Genomic DNA, 18,788 nt, shown 5'->3' with positions numbered 1-18,788 from the left:
ACTTGCTGCAATGCCCATTTTTTTTTTACACGAACTCTTATTTTTTTATAAATATCACCCAGGGATGGACCCTGGGTGATATTATTTATCTCTACTTAATATCAGATCATTAAGGAGTATCTACTATTGAAGCTGGAAGTATCTTGATGTTGTCGTAATACGACTGACCACCAAATGCCCACATCCAAATAGACACATTGCCACTTGCAGGAGCAGTGAATTTCCCTCTAATCGTTCTCCAACTATTACCAATATCTTCACCAGTAGCCGCTGTTCCCTGAATTTCTACTAAAGATGATCCATTAAGTGACGCAGCTAAGGCATTAGAACCATCGTCGAAGTGACCATCCAAGATCTCACCTGCTACTATAGTACCACCAGAATTGTTGTATGAATACTCGAGGTAGTACTCTACGCCAGCGCTAAGACCTGAAATCTCCTGATATGCATACCTGGTATTACCAGTACTTACATTTCCAGAAGCATCAACTGCACATCTCGATGCATCAATCTTGGCTCCTCTTGTTTTAGATTCAGTATCTGTACCATCGTACGTTTGGAAGGCTCCATCACTACTTCCACCATATGGCGTAGTAGACGTTTCACTCCCTGAGAAACTAGCTGGTTTCCAATAGTCTCTATCATCTCCAGTATCGGTATCTTCAAAATCTCCTCCTAATACTTTGGGAACTCCAATAGCTAGTGTTTCTAACTTTTCACTTTCTAATCCAGTACTACTCGTAGAAGTAAGTTTAACAATGTAAAACCCAGGTCCTCCAGTGTATATATGAGTAATGTCCGCATTTTTTTCTGTAGTAGAAAAGGAGTAACCATCACCAAAATCCCACATAACACTTACAGCGTTCACTGACTCGTCTGAGAAATCAATAGTAAATACATCAGCACCTTCAGCATAAGAAAACTCAGCCGTTACGGGATCTTGAATGTCAATTGTTGTACTAAAATCGGCGGTAAGTCCACTTTCATTCGTTCCAATTAAGCTAACCGTATACATACCGGCCTCTGCATAAGTGTGAGTTGGAGATGCATCAGTAGAAGTGTTTCCATCACCTAAATCCCACTGATAAGACTCTGCATCTATTGAAGAATTTACGAAAGTATATTCCAAATAATTTACTGCGCTCTGCTCAGCAGTGAAAGACACTGACGGTGGCACTGCACCTGCAGATCCTATTTCAATAGAAAATTCATCCAATCTAGTTTCTACATTTCCATCATTCCAGAAATAAATAGCAACAGTCGTATTAGTTCCTGAATAAAAAGAAAGCTTCTGTTGAACATAAACCTCTGGCTCAGAATCATCCTTCACTGTTACTGAAGCGATAATACCTGCTTGTGCCTCTACTTTACTAGTAATAGGTCCATGGTCTGTCACACCTACAATCGAAACTGTCGCCCACGGGTCGTCTGCCCCATCTTTCATGGTATACCAGAAATAAAGATCATAGTTTTGATCAGCATCTACTGTGATTTCCTGATAACCCTGACGAGGGTTTGATGGCTGAGGCTCCAATTTGGCTGCCTGGCTTCCGTAGGTTACAGGGCTCGCTGAAATACCAAAAACAGCATTTTCATCAGCCCAAGAGTTTCCATCTGCAGTCCACGTCTTAGATCTCCAGGCATCTCTACCATCACCAGTACCGCCATCGAGCTGACCATCTTCAAAGCCAGCCTCTAATATGACGGGCAAATAGGGTCCCTTTACTACAACTACCTCTAAAGTAATCGTATCACTTATACCCAGTCCGTCAGTCGCAATCAGTTTTACAGAATAAGTATCTTCATCGGGATATGTAAATTCTGGATCCTTAGCAGTCAAAACACTATCAGGTACTTCAGCACCAGGTACTCCAAAATCCCACTCAAAAGATATTGCTTCTTGTGAAAGGTTTGTAAAAATGATTTTTTTAAAATCTTCCGCATCAGAGGCATATGAAAAGTTAGCTCCTGGAGGAACCTCGTCTGGTTTAGAACCTGCGCCAGGCAGAACATCCTCAACACATGCGTTGATCAATCCTATAGCTACCAAGCCTAATAAGTACTTGGCTGCTTTATGTAAAGTATTACTTAATGAATTTTTCATAATCAAGTATTATTATGGGTTTTGAGTCAAAAGACCACTACTTAAATTAATTTCTCTTGCAGGAATGGGGAGCAACAAAGCTCTAGCACTGTAATCAGTATATCCCATATCAGCAGCATGATCACTCAATACTTGATCTGCTACACCAAATCGCAGTAAGTCAAAAAACCTCTGATTTTCAAAAGCAAATTCAACCCTTCTTTCTCGTAGTAGTTCGTTTTTAGATATTGACGTTACTGAAGTAGTCAAGCCTGCACGATTTCTTACCAACTGAAAAGAAGCTAAGGCAGCTGAGTTGCTTGTTGATGATGAACTAGCCATGATCGCTTCTACATGCATCAAAAGGATATCTGAATACCGAAGTATAATCCAATCATTACCCGCATTACGAGGGTTTGGACCGTAATCTGCAATCCAATCATTACCATCTGGCAAAAATTTGGCTACCTCTATCGAACCTTGCACATTAGTGATACTAGTAGCAGTTCTGCTTCCTCCAAATGCATTTAGATCAAGAATCAAATTCTCATTTGGCATATTCAGACCGTCTTGCAAGCCTTTACGTACCGCAGAAGTAAACTCTGCAGAAAACCCTTGACTTTCAAACGGGTTCGTCGGAAGGTATTGAATAGCGAAAATGATTTCATTATTCAATTCCGAATAAAACACATCATTGAAGTTAGGCTCTAAAGAATAGCTACCATCGCTAATTACAGCCTCACACAATGTTTTGGCTTGCGCATAGTCAGGTGAAGGTTGAGACATGTAGACCTTGGCCAACAAGCCTTGAGCAGCAGCTTTAGATGCTCTCGCTTTGTTTGTATTGTCCAAAGCCGCAACCGCCTCTGTCAAGTCTGCTACAATCTGTGCGTAAACAGTAGACACATCTACTCTAGTAAAAAGTGCTTCTTTGTCATCTTGAATCAGCACCTCAGTGATCAACGGCACATCACCATACAATCTCACCAAGTTGAAATAAGCATAAGCTCTCAAAAATTTAGCTTCGGCTGAGTATTTAGCTACATTGCCAGCATCAGCTACATCCATAAAATTAAGGATGTTATTTGCTCTGAAAATCACATCATACATAGAGGCCCAATAGTCTTCTGACTGCTCGTTGTCTGCGTTAGTCAAATACCTATGAAAATCTGCACGAGACCCCTCAAGTGTTGCACTTCGGGTATTATCTGAACGATGCTCTGTCAGTAGGTATTCATACTGAATGCCTCTGTTTACAGTCACATCATCACCGTCTGTATTTTCGTTTACGCCTTGAATGGCATCATAAATTCCAATAATCCCAGTCAACACATCTGCATCTGATTGAAAATAAGTATCAACAACTACTGCAGTTTCTGGTAATGGATTCAGGAACTCATCAACATCACAGGAGTAAAAAATGCTACCTGTTATTGCTAATAATATATATTTTTTAAGTTTCATAAACTTTGTCTTTTTAGATTAAAAATCAACACTTAGACCAAAAGCCAATGTTCTAAAGATTGGCGTACCAGCTCTTTGCGACCCATATTGTCTTGGGTTGTTATCATTATCGATATACTCAGGGTTGAAGCCATGGTATTCGTTTGATGTGATATAGAATAAATTCTGACCAGACGCATATACTCTTACGCCTGTAAGGCCAGCTTTAGCTACCAATTCCTTTGGCAGTCTATACCCAATGTTCACATTACGCAAAGAGACATAACCTGCATCCTGCACTACCTGGTCTGTTTGAACCTTTGGCTGAATGAAAGAAGTGTGTGATACAAATCCGTCATCCACCATTTGCTGAGGACTAGTAGTAGCACCCAACCACCAAGTGTAGAAATATTCATCTCCAATGTTTTTGATTTGTCCACCATAGCTTCCTTGGAACATGAAAGACACGTCAAATGCACCTATTTTAAACTCATTAGTTACACTCCAAAGTACATCTGCGTATGGATCTCCAAGAATTGTCTTATCAGCATCAGAGATGATACCATCGCCGTTCAAATCCACAACGACTACATCTTGACCTTGTCCGTTGATCGGAACGGAAGGAGTAGTTACATACTCGTTAGGAATAGGCTTAGATCTATCTACTACATATCCATAGAATGATGAAATAGGATTGCCGATCTCGTTGATCCATTGTGAATTTCTACCGAATGTATCTTCTAACAAGGCTCCGTTTGACTCACCAAAAGCTGTCAACTCATTTTTGTTTGTAGATGCAATGAATGTGGTACTCCAAGCAAATTTGCTAGTAACTATGTTTTTCGTTCTTAGTTCAACCTCAAATCCGCTGTTTCTCACTTCACCCAAGTTCACGATAGCAGCATTAAAACCAGTACCATAGGATACAGGGTTTTGTAAGAGCAAATTATCACTTACTCTATTGTAGTAATCTACAGATCCTGTAATTCTATTACCTAATAGTCCATAATCAACCCCAATAGAAAGTTCAGCTGACCCTTCCCATTGCAAGAGTGTATTTGCTACATTAAGCGGACTAACTCCTGCTGCTACGCTACCGTTGACAACGGCGTTATTCGTACTGTTCAACAAAGCCAAATACGGCCAAGCATTTACAAGATCATCTCCCACGTTGAATTTTTCAGTACCTGTTAAACCATAACTAGCTCTCAATTTCAATATACTCAGGATATTATTGCTCGACATGAAGTCCTCATTGTGTACATTCCATCCAGCAGAAATCGCTGGGAAACTACCCCATTTAGAATCTATTCCAAAGACAGAACCTCCATCACGTCTATATGAGGCGTTAAATAAGTATCTCTCTTTGTACGAATAATTCACTCTCGCAAAGTATCCCACTTTTGTAGTTACTATTTGGTTTTCTAATTGCTCTGACACTGAAGTAGCACCAGCCAAATTTTTCAATCGATCATTGGCATAGCCAGATCCTACTACCTCATTATAGTCATTGGTTCTTTTTTGAATCGTCAAACCAGCCATGGCACCAAGGTCATGATCGCCAAAACCTTTATTGTATGTCAATATATTATCAGAGATAATTCTTGTCCTGAATCTGTTTTGAATATAAAACTCAGCAGGGTTACTGTGGTGATACTCGCTACCATCCCAACGGGTTCTTTTACGTTGATCCAAGCTAATGCTCATACGAGTTTTTGCAGTAAGTCCGTCTACCAATTGGTAGCTCAAATAAGTAGCCCCGATCAAAGCAGTAGTAACATCAATGTGCTCTCTTTCTACATATTGTGCATATGGATTTTGATCACCAGAAGTACGAGCTGTAGCATCCAAATCACCATCACCATCTACGTCCATAGGCCCAAAATGATCTTCTCTAGCATAGTCACCTGGCTTTAGATCTGGAAAATACTTAGTAGCATTAGGGTCATCTGTATTTACTAACGCTAACGTTTCTTCAGTATGATAAATCGGCAACCATGGAGATTGTCTCATTGGGTTGTGTATTGATGTAGGGAGTCTTCTGGCTGTCGTATAAGAAGGTGTCGCACTTATTCCGAATTTTAATTTTTTATTCAGCTTAGTGTCCACTTTTATTGACCCAGTAAACAATTTGAAGTCATCCGTAATTACCACACCCTCATCATGAAGATACTTCATAGATGCACTAAAAGATGTTCTGTCATCACCACCTCTTGCTGAAAAAGCATGGCTCTGAATAATACCGCCATCGAAAAATACATCTTGCCAATCGCGATCTAAACCACCTGCAGCTTTAGAAATGATAAGACCATGTTGCGTTTGTTCGCTAAGCTCTCCAGTTTCTTCCATTTCCTTGGCAGCCCAGTCATTAATACTCTTCTTATAGTCATCGCTACCAAAAGCTTCTTTGAAACCGAAGAAACCTTCATAGCTAAACTTAGTCTTGCCTGGCTGCCCACTTTTTGTTGTGATCATGATTACACCATTGGCACCTTCACTACCATAAATAGCTGCCGATGCAGCATCTTTCAATACTTCAAAAGAAGCGATATCGTTCATATTCATGTTTCCAAGGAAATCAGAACTAACCACTACTCCATCTACTACCACAGCTGGCCCCGTATCAGCATTAACCGATCCAAATCCTCTAATCGTAATTGTAGGTGCAGCACCTGCCTCGGCGTTAGTCGCCTGAATATTCACACCCGACACTTGACCAATCAAGGCATCGTCTACTCTAGATACCGCAATTTGATCCAAATTTTCGTTTGTTACTTTAGAGATCGCTCCTGTTACTGTAGACTTTTTCTGTGTACCGTATCCTACTACAACTACTTCTTCGAGTTGCTCAACGTCTGGCTCCATAGATATATCTATAGTAGATCTGCCATTTACAGACACAGATTGTTTTAAATATCCAATAAAAGAAAAGTCAAGTACGGCATCAGAAGGAGCCATAATAGAGAAATTTCCTTCTATATCCGAAACTGTACCGTTTGTAGTTCCTTGGATTATAATTGTAACACCTGGTAGAGGCTCATTCGTTTCGGAGTTTACTACCCCTGATATTTTAGTATCCTGAGCGAATACCGGTGTTATTATCATCGCATTCAACACTATCAGCAGCGCAGCAAAAGCTCGCTTCTGGTAGTTTTTTGATAATAGTAAAGTGTTTTTCATCTTTAATGATTTTGTTCATACTTAGTATATAGTAAGGTGCTGATGCGGGGAGATAGGTAGAAAAAGACGCACCATGCCTGTTGAGTTACAGTTACTTGGTTATCTTTGTATCAGCACGTGATTTTTTTAAATGTAAATACCGATGGCCAAATTGATATTTTACACATTTAAATAATCGTTCCCGCTACGGATGGGTTAACCCTTGGTTAATCCATCTTTGTTTTTATATAGAGGTCATTTCATCATAGTCTGTTTTTCCTTTTTTTTAGTTATATAATTGTTCTACTTGTATCGTTTTCGAATAGTCAAGGATATCACCTAAATGCTCTCTCATCACTTTGCTCACCGCTACCGTATCCTGACTCTTTATATATTCTAAAATCTTCTCATGTTGCTCTACAGCTCTAGTGGATCTGCCATCACCACACACGTCATGCTGTTTGAAATACGACAAAATATCTGGTGTTATTATCAACATCAATGATTTCAAAACTGAGTTTTTACTGGCCTCTGCAATTTTGAGGTGAAACATGAGATCTTCTTCTACTGCATGATCACTTTGCTCTATTTTCGCCCTATGAGCGAATAATGCTCTTTCAATCTCTCTAATATCATTACCCGTCCTACGCTCGGCAGCTAGCACAGCACTATTAGTCTCTAGTATTACTCTGGTCTCTACCAGCGAGCTAAAATCATCTCCTTCCAACTTCAATACATCTGAAATCAACCCTTCCAGTGCAGTGATACCCATACCTGCCACTACCGTTCCGCTCTGAGGTAATGTTTTGAGGATACCATAAAATTCTAATTTCTTAATGGCATCTCTGAGGTGCGTTCTTCCTACACCTAATACATCACACAACTTTCTTTCGGAAGGAAGTTTATCCCCTGGCTTCAATTGACCTGAAGTAATGAGCTGCTTAATCTGACTGATAATCTGATCTACTGGCGACTCGATAACTATTTGACTAAAATTCTTTAGTAATTCCATATTACAAACATTTACTATAAAGATTGGTTGACCAATTTATATTAAATATTTTACTCCTCCAAAAAATACATAGAAAAACCTGCGATATCGCACAATTATTTTTCCATCTAAATATTACCAAATCATCATCATTACGAACAAAATACTGCTTAAAATAGAAAAAATGCCATAATACAGCTTTCATATTACCATTATCATAATGTATACATTTTTTAAGCCCTTGATCCGAAAGCATTTGTTTTAAATATGGATCTACTGTTTTAATATGATTTATTATAGCAATATCTAATTGGTTAACCAATCATTAATCAATCAATGTACACCACTAACTTGTTCTTATAAAAACGAAATAAAAAACTCCACACGTATCTTGAAAAACCCATTACTGGCTAGCTGCACCCAGCATAAGATGTGTAGTCGACAATTTGAAGATTTAGACTGACTGGATATATCCAGATCAATCCGCATTTTTTTATAAAGACGATTCAACCATCCTTATAGGCCAACTCAGGTTGAGTCTATAGCAATAGACAACTCACAAAAAAGGGCTGTTTTCGCATAAAAAACAGCCCTTTCTATTTCTTTCAAAAACAAACCTTAATTATCTGCAAAGGCTACATTCTCTTTTGTAAGAATATCTAGGGGCATGTATTGCGAAGCATTGATTTCAGAGTTGAGTATAAGGTGTCTATATAAAGTCTGAATACTGAGTGTCCCCTGTGTTTTGGGATTTTGATGGATGATAAACTCAATTCGCCCTTCATTCAAACCTTCTAGATTTTTCTGAACCAAATCATACCCAATCACTCTATACTTATTAGGCTCAAACACAGCCGCCGCTTGCGTGGCTACTTGGTGCGACCTAGAATTGGGTACAAATATGAGCGCATCACCTACTTGTCTAGTTTTAAACCATTCACGCAATGCCGCCTCATCCAAACCTATTTCCACCTCTTCTATCAGGTCAGTATTCAGGTGGTGTTCTTTATAAAATTTTCTAAAGCCAGCAATACGCTCATCAATCGTTTTGTTTAGGCTATCAAAATCTCTAAACTTAATCACCAAAGACTGATGTCCTTTTGGATGACCTATATTCAAAAGCTTGGCCGCCAAGTATCCACTCTGCACAGAATCCTGTCCAATAAAGGCCAACGGCGAGGCCGATTGCAAATTAGAATCCACAAACACATAAGGTATTCCTACCAGATCCAACTGTCCGCAGATCTGACTGGCTTCTTTCTCTAGCAAAGGAGCCATCACCACAGCATCTGGCATCGATTCCATAGCTCGTTCAGACTGCGCTACAAATGAATCTTGATTTTGCCTATCGAAAGTATAAAAATCCAATTCCACTCCTAATGAAGCGTACTCCATAGCAGCTGTTTCTATTCCTAGCCTCTGCGTCTTCCAGTATTCGTTATCTTGAGGCAAGATGATAGCAAATCGATAGGTTTTATTGAGCTTTAGATTTCGAGCAAATACATTGGTGGAGTAATTACCGTCCTTGGCGATTTGCTTCACCAGCTTTTTAGTTTTATCTGCCACTTCACCCCTGTTGTGCAAGACACGATCTACTGTCCCTACTGATACGCCAGCTTTTTTGGCTATTTCCTTTATGGTAATTCTTTTCATGGGCGGCAAATATTAAAAAAAAGCTCGAATGATTTTGTGTTTACCAGCAATATACTACATTTGTATTCATCGTTAACGAACACGGTATACAAAACCTCTTCTCTGGGGTTTTCTTTTTAACAAGCCCCGTTAACGAACACGGTAAAAGCAAAACATTATAAGATTATGAAAAAGGTAGTAACATTTGGAGAGATCATGTTGAGATTGGCTCCACAGGGATTTTTAAGATTTTCTCAGGCCAATAGCTTCGACGTAGTATACGGAGGTGGTGAATCTAACGTGGCAGTATCGCTTGCCAACTATGGTGTACCCGTTGATTTCGTGACTCGACTACCTAAGAATGACATCGGCGAATGTGCATTGATGGAAATGAGAAAAAGAGGTGTAAACACCAACAACATCGTATTTGGTGGTGACAGATTGGGCATCTATTTTCTAGAAACTGGCGCAGTAAGCAGAGGAAGTAAAGTCGTATATGACAGAGATCACTCTGCGATGTGCGAAATCAAGCCAGGCATGGTAGATTGGAAGGAAGTATTCAAGGATGCTGGCTTTTTCCACTGGACAGGCATCACTCCTGCAATCTCTCAGAGCGCAGCAGACGCTTGCCTAGAGGCAGTAAAAGTAGCTTCTGACATGGGAGTTACTGTATCTACAGACTTGAACTACAGAGCTAAACTTTGGAACTACTGTGATGCTAAGAAAAGAGAAGAAATCATGAGTGAGTTGACTTCTTATTGCGACATCGTACTAGGCAACGAAGAAGATGCTGAAATGCACTTTGGCATCAAGCCAGAAGGCATCACGGTACAAACACAAGGGCATGACGTAAAAGCAGAAGCCTTCCTATCTGTATGTCAGCAAATGATGAAAAAATTCCCTAAAGCGAAAAAAGTAATCACCACCCTAAGAGGAAGTATTTCTGCTTCTCACAACACATGGGCGGGCGTATTGTACGACGGTACTAAAATGTACGAGACTCGTCAGTACCAAATCACAGACATCGTAGACCGTGTAGGTGGTGGAGATTCGTTTATGGGTGGATTGATCTACGGACTATTGACTTACCCTCAGGACGATCAAAAGGCATTGGATTTTGCAGTAGCAGCGTCTTGTCTGAAACATACTATTAAAGGAGATGCTAATCTGGTAACGGTAGCAGAGGTTGAAAAACTGATGGGTGGAGACGCATCAGGTAGAGTAGCCAGATAGCAAAATAAGAACGGGCGATCTATATTTTTTCCTAGAATATTTAAACCGAGATCGCCCTTCTTTTTACCCCATACCCACAAACTAAAAACTACATGTCCATTCCATCCATTGCAATAATATGCGGCGGCGGCCCAGCTCCAGGTATCAATACCGTGGTGAGCACCATAGCCAAGACTTTTCTCAAGGATGGCTATCGCGTACTGGGCGTGCATGGGGGCTACAAGGGCATTCTTTCGGAAAACCCTGAGGTCACCGACTTTGATTTCGCTTATGCGGATCGTATTTTCAGCAGAGGAGGATCTTCGCTTGTAATGAGCAGATTCAAACCTAAAGAAGAAGATTTTAATGCTAAATTTTTCATTGACAACAATGTAAAATTACTCGTCACCATAGGGGGTGACGATACAGCGAGTACTGCCAACCGACTAGCTAAATATCTAAAGAAAAGTAAGGTAGATGTGAAGAATATTCACGTACCTAAAACAATAGACAATGACTTGCCTCTGCCCGATCGGAATCCTACTTTTGGATTTCATTCGGCCAAAGACGAAGGTGTAAAGATCGGTAACACAATCTACGAAGACGCCATCACAAGTCAAAATTGGTTTATCATGTCAGCCATGGGAAGGTCGGCGGGTCACTTGGCTTTCGGGATCGCCTCAGCCTGTCACTTTCCCATGTTGATTATCCCTGAGATGTTCGACAAAACCAAGGTGACACTCGACAAGGTGGTAAACCTGATCATTTCGTCGATGATCAAAAGAAAATTAGAAGGCATCAACTATGGTGTAGCACTAGTAAGCGAAGGGGTATTTCATGTGATCGATGAGCAAGAGCTCAAAGACTCAGGCATCCTATTCACCTACGATGCACACGGTCACCCAGAGCTCGGCAATGTGAGCAAGTCCAATATTTTCAATGTATTGGTGCAAGAAAAGCTCAAAACGTTGGGTATCGAAATCAAGAGTCGACCGGTAGAGATCGGCTATGAGCTGAGATGCTGCCGCCCGATAGGTTATGACCTTACACTTTGCACCCTTTTGGGAATAGGTGTAAAAAAACTATATGATGAAGGCAACACAGGCTGTATCGTAACGACCAATTCACGTGGTGATATCAAACCTATGTTTCTATCAGAATTTGAAAATAGTGACGGGGTGATTCCTCCTCGTTTGGTGGATATAGAAGCTGAAATTTATAAACTTAGCCTAAACAATCTACATTTCTTAGAGGAAGCTGATTTGGCGAAAGCCGAAAAAATAGTACCTAACCCTGAAACATATGATTTCAACAAAATATTAAACTGGAAATAAAGTTATGGCACGATTTACAAGAATAGAAGTAGCCCAGCAAATGGGAGCCACAGGCATGGTACCTGTCTTTTATCACAAAGACATTGAAGTATGTAAAAAAATACTAAAAGCCTGCTACGAAGGCGGAGTAAGAGTTTTTGAGTTTGTAAACAGAGGCGATTACGCCCAAGAAGTTTTCAACGAGCTCAACAAGTTTGCAGCTAAAGAAACACCTGAATTGATTTTGGGCATTGGCTCTGTAGTAGATGCTGGTACTACTTCACTTTACATCCAGAATGGAGCCAACTTCGTGGTATCTCCTATCTTGAATGCTGACATGGCGAAGGTTTGTAACCGAAGAAAAATTGCTTGGTCTCCTGGATGTGGTTCATTGACTGAAATATCATACGCAGAAGAACTAGGTGCTGAAGTAGTGAAGATATTCCCTGGTTCACAAGTAGGCGGTCCATCATTCGTGGCAGCTGTAAAAGGCCCATTCCCATGGAGCAGCATCATGCCAACTGGCGGGGTAGAGCCTACTGAAGACAACCTAAAAGGGTGGATCGACGCTGGCGTACATTGCGTAGGTATGGGATCTAAACTTTTTGTAAAAAACTCTGAAGGCGAGTATGACTACGCTGGACTGACTGCTAAGGTGAAAGCGACATTGGCGCTGATCCAAAAGCTAAGAGGTTAAAAATAACGATTAGTGTGTTTATTACGATTTAATCCATTGCCCGATGGATTATGCATCAATGAAAAGCCCTCGTAAGAGGGCTTTTCTTTTGCCTCCCTTTGACTATCACTAAAAAAATCGACCTGCTAATCTCCGTATCCTTTTTATAAGTCAGCCGTTATTAGCATTTTTGAGTATCCATTTTGAATACCGTAAAAAGAGTGATTAGATTAGAAAAAGGAGAAAGATATTGGAATATCGGATTTGGTCTGTTTTCTATCCTATACATAGGATACTTATTCGATTTCGATTACCTCACCCCCATCAACCCTCCGCTCGAATTTTTTTCCATCATTACCAATCCATTAACAGCAGTTTTTTACTTGGGCGCTACGCTAATCGCTTTTAGACATAGCTATATGCTCATGCGATTTGTAGCTCAAAAAACGCCACAATTATCCTTAGCATTCTCGATTATTTTTGCCGTAGTCATTTTAGGCACTGCGCTATTGACATATATGAGCTTGGGGGTTGATACCACTGTCCTCACTTATCCTTTCGAATGGTACATCATGGTCTCCTTAGAGTTTGTAGTACTATTTTGGCTACTCATGATCGAGGTTCTTTTATTGAAAAACCTCACAAGAACTTCTAAATAAGACTATTCATATTTCAATGTCCTAGCAGGGTTGATCGTTGCGGCCTTGAGGGAGTGTATACCTACAGTAAGCATAGCCACTGAAAAAGTAGCGCCTCCTGCTACTAAAAAGGGCCACATCACCACGTCTATTCGATAAGCAAAGCCAGCCAACCACCAATCTATCATAACGTAGGCTACTGGTACGGCGATTATAAAAGACAGACCAACCAATACCATAAAGTCTTTAGAAAGCAACAAAACAATCTCTCTTGTTTTGATTCCCAATACCTTCCTGATACCAATCTCTTTTGTTCGTTGTTCCATAGTAAATGTAGCCAATCCAAACAAACCTAAACAAGCTACTAATATGGCTAATCCAGAAAAGACAGTCGTAATCATACTCAGTTTGGCCTCTGACTTATAAGACGCTGCCAATCGGTCTTCCAAAAAGAAATATTCGAATGGACGACTCGGTATAAACTTCTGCCATGTCTTCTCAATCACCACCAAAGAAGCTGGCAAATTGTCTCGATCTACTTTCACAGCCATGTATTTCATAAATAGGTTAAAAGTAAAAGGAGCGGTCCAGAGATCTACCGCAATGGGAGACATCGGATGATGCTTGGAGGTGAAGTTAAAGTCCTCCACCACTCCCACTATTTTACCTGAACGACCTTGAAGCTTCACAGACTTACCAACTCCTTGCTCTGCTGCGCCATAGCCTAGCTGCTTGATCATCGTCTCATTTACCACGAGCGCCAAGCTATCGTCAGTCACATAGGAAGGATCATATGCCCGCCCTGCCAGTAATGGGATATCGAACGTCTTCAAAAAATCGTGCCTCACAAAAAGTCGAGGATATGGCCGTGATTTTTCTGTTCCTTCAAACTCATAGTTCATTACCTGATGCTTGGCTCCCAAGACTTCTTCTAGGGCCGTCACAGACCTGATCGTAGCATGCGACAACATTTCACTTTTCATGTTTTCATAATGCTGCGCAATAGGTGTCTTGATCACTGGTATCATTACTACAGCTTTCTGATCAAACCCTAAATCACTGTCTTGTAAATAGTTTAGTTGTAAAATCGCCATTATGGTGCCTGCTATCAAAATCATAGAAATGGAGAATTGTAGTACTACCAATACTCGGCGAAATTTTATGCCGTGATTGTTGAGCTTGCCTCCCTTTATCACCTCCGTGGTCTTGAATGATGACAAGACAAAAGCTGGATAAAAACCAGCAATCAAGCCTATAAATAAAATCAGACCCAACATGGCGCTGATGTACAAGGGCGACCAAAAAGTAAGCAGCGTAATGGATTTTTCAGTGAGAGCATTAAAACTCGGCAAGAGAAAAACAATACCAATCATCGCTATAGCAATAGCAAATACGGTCTGCAACAGAGACTCAAATACAAACTGACAGATGAGCTGCTGACGCAAACTCCCCAAGGCTTTGCGGATACCAACTTCCTTGGCTCGCTTAGTGGCTCGAGCTGTAGACAAGTTGATGAAATTGATCACAGCTATGAGCAAAACAAAAACAGCTACCGCTGAAAACACATAGATATTATTCTCATTGCTATTGGCTTTTATTTCATAGTCCAACTTTGATTTGAGGTGAATATCTGTAAGCGGTTGCAACTCTAATGCAACATCATCTCGAACCCCTTCATCGAAATACTTCTGCACAAAATCAGGAAACATACTAGTGAGTGTAACAGCCTCAGACTGATCCTTGAGCACCAGATAAGTCCAGCACGGATTCCAATACCAGCCTTTTATCACTCTATTGGGATATTGTGTCCGGAGGGTAGCAAAAGAAATCAAAAAATCATACTGAAAATGTGCGTTCAGTGGCGCATCCGCCAGCACACCCTTCACCACTAGATTTTGTTCTCCTTGAAACTGAAGGTTTTGTCCTAATGGGTTTTGATCACTAAAATATTTCTTAGCCATAGATTCGGTAATCAAAATGGCATTTGGCTCATCCAAAGCCGTATTTTTATCCCCAACAACTAGCTCATAATCAAAGACATCGAAAAAAGTAGAATCCACAAAAAACACATTTGGCTCGTTAAAATTTCTATCCAGCGTTCGATTAGCCAAAGCCAAAAAAGGGGATTGAAAGTTGAACAAACGTGTCATATACTCTACTTGCCCTGGATATTCGCTCTGTAGAGTGGGGCCTACAGGAAATGGTTGACTAGCAGAATGCTCACCGACTCCATCGCTTTCGAAATGTTCAATAACACGATAGGTTCGGTCGGATTTGCTATGAAAAGTATCATAACTCAATTCATCATGGATGTAGAGAAAGATCAAGAGAAAACAGACTACACCTATGGCTAACCCAGTGGTATTGACCAAACTATACACACGCTGACGCATAAAATTTCGATAGGCAATCTTGAAGAAATTTTTGAGCATTTTATGATTGAGTTTTTGAGTTCTAACTTACTTACGCAATAAAGTTTCTTCATACGGCCTTCCCCGACAGACCTACTTACTCCCCCCTAAACAACCATTTACTCTGACTCGAAGGTCAATTACTTATTAGGGAAAGTAAGTGTAAAAGTAGTGCCCTTACCTTGCACACTACTCACGTCAATCGTACCACCATTAAGTGCCACAAACTCACTCACCAGCACCAAACCCAACCCTGTACCCTTTTCATTGTTGGTGCCATATGTGGAGTGTGTCAGTTCGAATATATCACTCAACTTGTCGGCTGATATACCGATACCTTCGTCTATAATTTTGATTATGGTCTTTTCATGATCATAGGTATACCTTACTTCAATAACAGATCCTTCGTTCGAAAACTTGATGGCATTGTTGAGCAAGTTTCTAATCACAGTAGAAAGCGAGTTTCTATCCGCATTGATCAGACAGCCTGACACACCATGAAGAGTAATCGATATACTCTTAGATTTAGCTGATTCTTTCAGAATAGAGATAATCTCTTTGAGAAAAAAATCAATTTTGATCAGCTCTGGATTCACCTTGAAATTGCCAGACTGATTGAGCGCCCACGTGAGCAAGTTATCCAATAAATGACGTAAGCGCTTGACCGAGTCCGACATATGCCCCACAAGCTCATCGACCATTTCTGGCTGCTGTTCTGCCTGATAATGGTGAATCAAATCCGTAAGCCCCTGCAAAGAATTGAGTGGACTTCTTAGATCGTGTCCAATAATAGAAAATAGCTGATTTTTCGTATCATTGGCATTTTGCAAGATCACACGTTGGGTTTCCAAATCTCTTTTTTGCGCTTCCACCTCAGCAGTACGTTTTGACACCTGCTTTTCCAAACGAACTTTTGCTTGCTCTAGGCTGGCCATTCTAATCCTGAACACCCCATATATAATTCCTACAAAAAGAACCATAAATCCGAAAAAGGACATTTTAGTCAAATACCACGGTCGTTCTACATAAAAATGAAACGCATCGGCTTTGCTGATTTGATTTACTGCATTTTTAGCTCGTACCTCAAAGGTATATTCCCCTGCCTTCAGACCTGTATAATCTTTTTTGGACTCTCTCGACCATTTAGACCATTCGTCATCACTCCCCACCAGTCTGTACTGAAAAGTCTTTTCTTCACTGGCATTCACTTCATTAGTAAAGAAAGCAAATCGAATATCAGTTTTATCATGAGGCAATACAATAGGTGCTATGTCAGCACCATGCTCAAAGAGCAGTGAGTCTTTGTCCCATACCAATCGATCGATATGACAGGTAAAATCCCCTACTGGGATGGTAATAGGTATTTTCTGATCATATCTCACCACACCTCCATCTCCTATAAACCAAAGTACGCTATCTTGATCTGCATAGGAAGAGTTTACATGAAAATGCGAACCAAAGGCCACTCCCGTAGCATTCATTTTACCATTGCCCATCACTACATATTCATTATAATTGATCCGCTCTTCGTCCTGATAACTGACCCACAGTTTCTCATCACCCACAGGCACCACTTGCATGATTTTAGTGGGTTTGTTTGACAAAGCCAACTCACGAGGCTCAGAGATCCAACCTGTGCTATCCATAAAATACCACCCTTCTCTCGCCACCACCAATATTTTGTCTCCACAAGGTACGATAGCCGCATTGCCTACCTGATACTCCTTTTCGAGCTTTAGGTAATGTACTCCTTGCGCCACTCGATGTGATACAACTCCAAGGGTACCATATTTAGACACAAAAACAATCTTATCTCCAATCTCTTCAATTTTTTTGATCGGCTCGTTAAAACCATTTAGTCGAATTAATTGATAGGATTCGCCTTCTTGATAATACACCCCAAAGCCCATTTCCCCCACGCCCACATAGATTTCCGATTGATCTTTAGATACCTTGGCGTAATGGATTCTTCGTTCGTCTAGAAACCTGAATTTCTCATCATCATAGGCTATGAGCCCTCGCTGACAAGCTATAATCATCTCATCATTCATGAGATCGAGCGAATAGATTTCATAAAAATCCTCTGGGTTAAATTTCCTAAACTGGCCTCCAAACCCTCCTTTTTCTAACAAAAATAAATCTCTCAATGTGGCAGCGTAGATATCTCCTTTGTATCGGACAATATCTGTTCCTACATCCTTTATTCCTCTATTTTCATCAAAAAAAGACAAAGGAGAAAGAGTCTTAACTTTGGTGGTTCCCACTCCATTGGCAATCCAAAGATTGTTGGCATCGAACATACCCACAAACAAATACTGAAAGTCTATCAGTCCTGAATTTTCATCGAGCATTTCTAGCAACTTGCCATTTTTATCTAAAATAGCCACTCCCTTGGTGTATGCTGCAAAGGCATAATTGCCATCGTAGGTTACACAGCCATGATATATTTTATACGCTTTCAGGAAATCGTCTACTTCCGTTTTCAACGCTTCCACTTCACCATTTTTCAACACATACAACCCGTCGTATCTCGATCCAATCAATAGATCTTCACCGTATGGCAAGAAAATATTTACCTTCATGTCTGCAAAAAATGCCCCTCCTTTTTTCAGTTTCAACTGATCGCCATCGAAGTACATGAGGCCTACCCCTTTATTCCGAGTATAGACCGTATCTCGCACAGTAAAGGCAATATCAAATTCGTTGTGTGCCGGAAAAAACACTTTCACCTCATTGCCTACAAGTCTAAATATGTATTTTTTGGATCTAAAGACTACTTCTTTGCTCGTACAAGCCACTTCCCATACCGCACCAAAGTCGTGGTACTTGGCATCTACTTTGTCCATCAAAGACACGTAACTGAGTCTGCCGGTTTTGGATGCTTGTAGATAGCCAAACTCGCCATCTGCTCCAACGTAAATCGTTCCTTGGCTGTCTTGCTGTAGCCAATATACGGATTTCTCTCTGGTCACCTTGATGAGGTTCCAATCCACACCATTGTACACCAGTACACCGTCATCATTAGAAAAATAATAAATCCCTAAAGTATCTCTGATTACGTTAAAATTGAAACTACCTGCTCGATAATCTGAAGGAGAATAATAGTCTATAAAAGGCAGTCCTTTTTCGCTGGATTGTGCACCAACCTTAGGAAGTAATGAAAGCACGAATGCGAAACACAATGCTGCTGACTTTATATAACTCATTGAATAATATTAGTTAAAAAAAAG

11 protein-coding genes are annotated in these 18,788 nt (G+C 40.4%); 4 read left to right on the top strand and 7 right to left on the bottom strand.

The features are described from left to right. Nucleotides 1-109: 109 nt before the first annotated feature. The 5 genes from N7E81_RS12935 to N7E81_RS12915 form a co-directional block, all read right to left on the bottom strand. Nucleotides 110-2,104, bottom strand: coding sequence for a PKD domain-containing protein (locus N7E81_RS12935; protein ID WP_263050009.1), 1,995 nt, complete (start codon nt 2,102-2,104; stop codon nt 110-112). Nucleotides 2,105-2,116: 12 nt separating this feature from the next. After that, the gene (locus N7E81_RS12930; protein ID WP_263050008.1) at nt 2,117-3,547 is read right to left on the bottom strand and encodes a RagB/SusD family nutrient uptake outer membrane protein; all 1,431 of its coding nucleotides are present in this window, start codon (nt 3,545-3,547) and stop codon (nt 2,117-2,119) included. Nucleotides 3,548-3,565: 18 nt separating this feature from the next. Continuing rightward, a complete protein-coding gene (locus tag N7E81_RS12925; protein ID WP_263050007.1) occupies nt 3,566-6,706 on the bottom strand; it encodes a SusC/RagA family TonB-linked outer membrane protein in 3,141 nt (1,046 codons plus the stop codon). 265 nt (nt 6,707-6,971) lie between these two features. Beyond that, on the bottom strand, nt 6,972-7,697 hold the full coding sequence (locus N7E81_RS12920) for a FadR/GntR family transcriptional regulator (protein ID WP_263050006.1): 726 nt from the start codon (nt 7,695-7,697) through the stop codon (nt 6,972-6,974). 597 nt (nt 7,698-8,294) lie between these two features. Continuing rightward, nucleotides 8,295-9,329 (bottom strand): substrate-binding domain-containing protein, encoded by a 1,035-nt coding sequence (locus N7E81_RS12915; RefSeq protein ID WP_263050005.1) that lies wholly within the window; start codon nt 9,327-9,329, stop codon nt 8,295-8,297. 165 nt (nt 9,330-9,494) lie between these two features. On the opposite strand from N7E81_RS12915, the gene N7E81_RS12910 reads away from it, so the two are divergent. The 4 genes from N7E81_RS12910 to N7E81_RS12895 all read left to right on the top strand — a co-directional run bounded on the left by N7E81_RS12910 (nt 9,495) and on the right by N7E81_RS12895 (nt 13,168). Continuing rightward, on the top strand, nt 9,495-10,541 hold the full coding sequence (locus N7E81_RS12910; RefSeq protein ID WP_263050004.1) for a sugar kinase: 1,047 nt from the start codon (nt 9,495-9,497) through the stop codon (nt 10,539-10,541). 92 nt (nt 10,542-10,633) lie between these two features. Further along, on the top strand, nt 10,634-11,854 hold the full coding sequence (locus tag N7E81_RS12905; protein ID WP_263050003.1) for a 6-phosphofructokinase: 1,221 nt from the start codon (nt 10,634-10,636) through the stop codon (nt 11,852-11,854). Between the two features lie 4 nt (nt 11,855-11,858). Then, nucleotides 11,859-12,530, top strand: a complete 672-nt coding sequence (locus tag N7E81_RS12900) for a bifunctional 4-hydroxy-2-oxoglutarate aldolase/2-dehydro-3-deoxy-phosphogluconate aldolase (protein WP_263050002.1) — start codon at nt 11,859-11,861, stop codon at nt 12,528-12,530. Nucleotides 12,531-12,730: 200 nt separating this feature from the next. After that, nucleotides 12,731-13,168: a hypothetical protein gene (locus N7E81_RS12895; protein ID WP_263050001.1), complete on the top strand. Its 438-nt coding sequence runs from the start codon at nt 12,731-12,733 to the stop codon at nt 13,166-13,168. A 2-nt stretch (nt 13,169-13,170) separates the two neighbouring features. On the opposite strand, the gene N7E81_RS12890 is transcribed toward N7E81_RS12895, so the two are convergent. Both N7E81_RS12890 and N7E81_RS12885 read right to left on the bottom strand, forming a co-directional pair. Further along, the gene (locus N7E81_RS12890) at nt 13,171-15,579 is read right to left on the bottom strand and encodes an ABC transporter permease (RefSeq protein WP_263050000.1); all 2,409 of its coding nucleotides are present in this window, start codon (nt 15,577-15,579) and stop codon (nt 13,171-13,173) included. 119 nt (nt 15,580-15,698) lie between these two features. Continuing rightward, nucleotides 15,699-18,764: an ATP-binding protein gene (locus N7E81_RS12885; protein ID WP_263049999.1), complete on the bottom strand. Its 3,066-nt coding sequence runs from the start codon at nt 18,762-18,764 to the stop codon at nt 15,699-15,701. Nucleotides 18,765-18,788: the final 24 nt, after the last annotated feature.

The organism is Reichenbachiella carrageenanivorans, from assembly GCF_025639805.1.
Classification (GTDB): Bacteria; Bacteroidota; Bacteroidia; order Cytophagales; family Cyclobacteriaceae; genus Reichenbachiella; species Reichenbachiella carrageenanivorans.
The sequence above is the reverse complement of the archived record's forward strand: the minus strand, read 5'-3'. Positions and strand labels throughout refer to the sequence as shown.

Excerpts from the sequence above, each read along its gene's own strand:
- N7E81_RS12925 (WP_263050007.1), bottom strand. The coding sequence starts at position 6,706 with ATGAAAAACACTTTACTATTATCAAAAAACTACCAGAAGCGAGCTTTT.
- N7E81_RS12930 (WP_263050008.1), bottom strand. The coding sequence starts at position 3,547 with ATGAAACTTAAAAAATATATATTATTAGCAATAACAGGTAGCATTTTT.
- N7E81_RS12915 (WP_263050005.1), bottom strand. The coding sequence starts at position 9,329 with ATGAAAAGAATTACCATAAAGGAAATAGCCAAAAAAGCTGGCGTATCA.
- N7E81_RS12935 (WP_263050009.1), bottom strand. The coding sequence starts at position 2,104 with ATGAAAAATTCATTAAGTAATACTTTACATAAAGCAGCCAAGTACTTA.
- N7E81_RS12885 (WP_263049999.1), bottom strand. The coding sequence starts at position 18,764 with ATGAGTTATATAAAGTCAGCAGCATTGTGTTTCGCATTCGTGCTTTCA.
- N7E81_RS12890 (WP_263050000.1), bottom strand. The coding sequence starts at position 15,579 with ATGCTCAAAAATTTCTTCAAGATTGCCTATCGAAATTTTATGCGTCAG.
- N7E81_RS12920 (WP_263050006.1), bottom strand. The coding sequence starts at position 7,697 with ATGGAATTACTAAAGAATTTTAGTCAAATAGTTATCGAGTCGCCAGTA.
- N7E81_RS12905 (WP_263050003.1), top strand. The coding sequence starts at position 10,634 with ATGTCCATTCCATCCATTGCAATAATATGCGGCGGCGGCCCAGCTCCA.
- N7E81_RS12910 (WP_263050004.1), top strand. The coding sequence starts at position 9,495 with ATGAAAAAGGTAGTAACATTTGGAGAGATCATGTTGAGATTGGCTCCA.
- N7E81_RS12900 (WP_263050002.1), top strand. The coding sequence starts at position 11,859 with ATGGCACGATTTACAAGAATAGAAGTAGCCCAGCAAATGGGAGCCACA.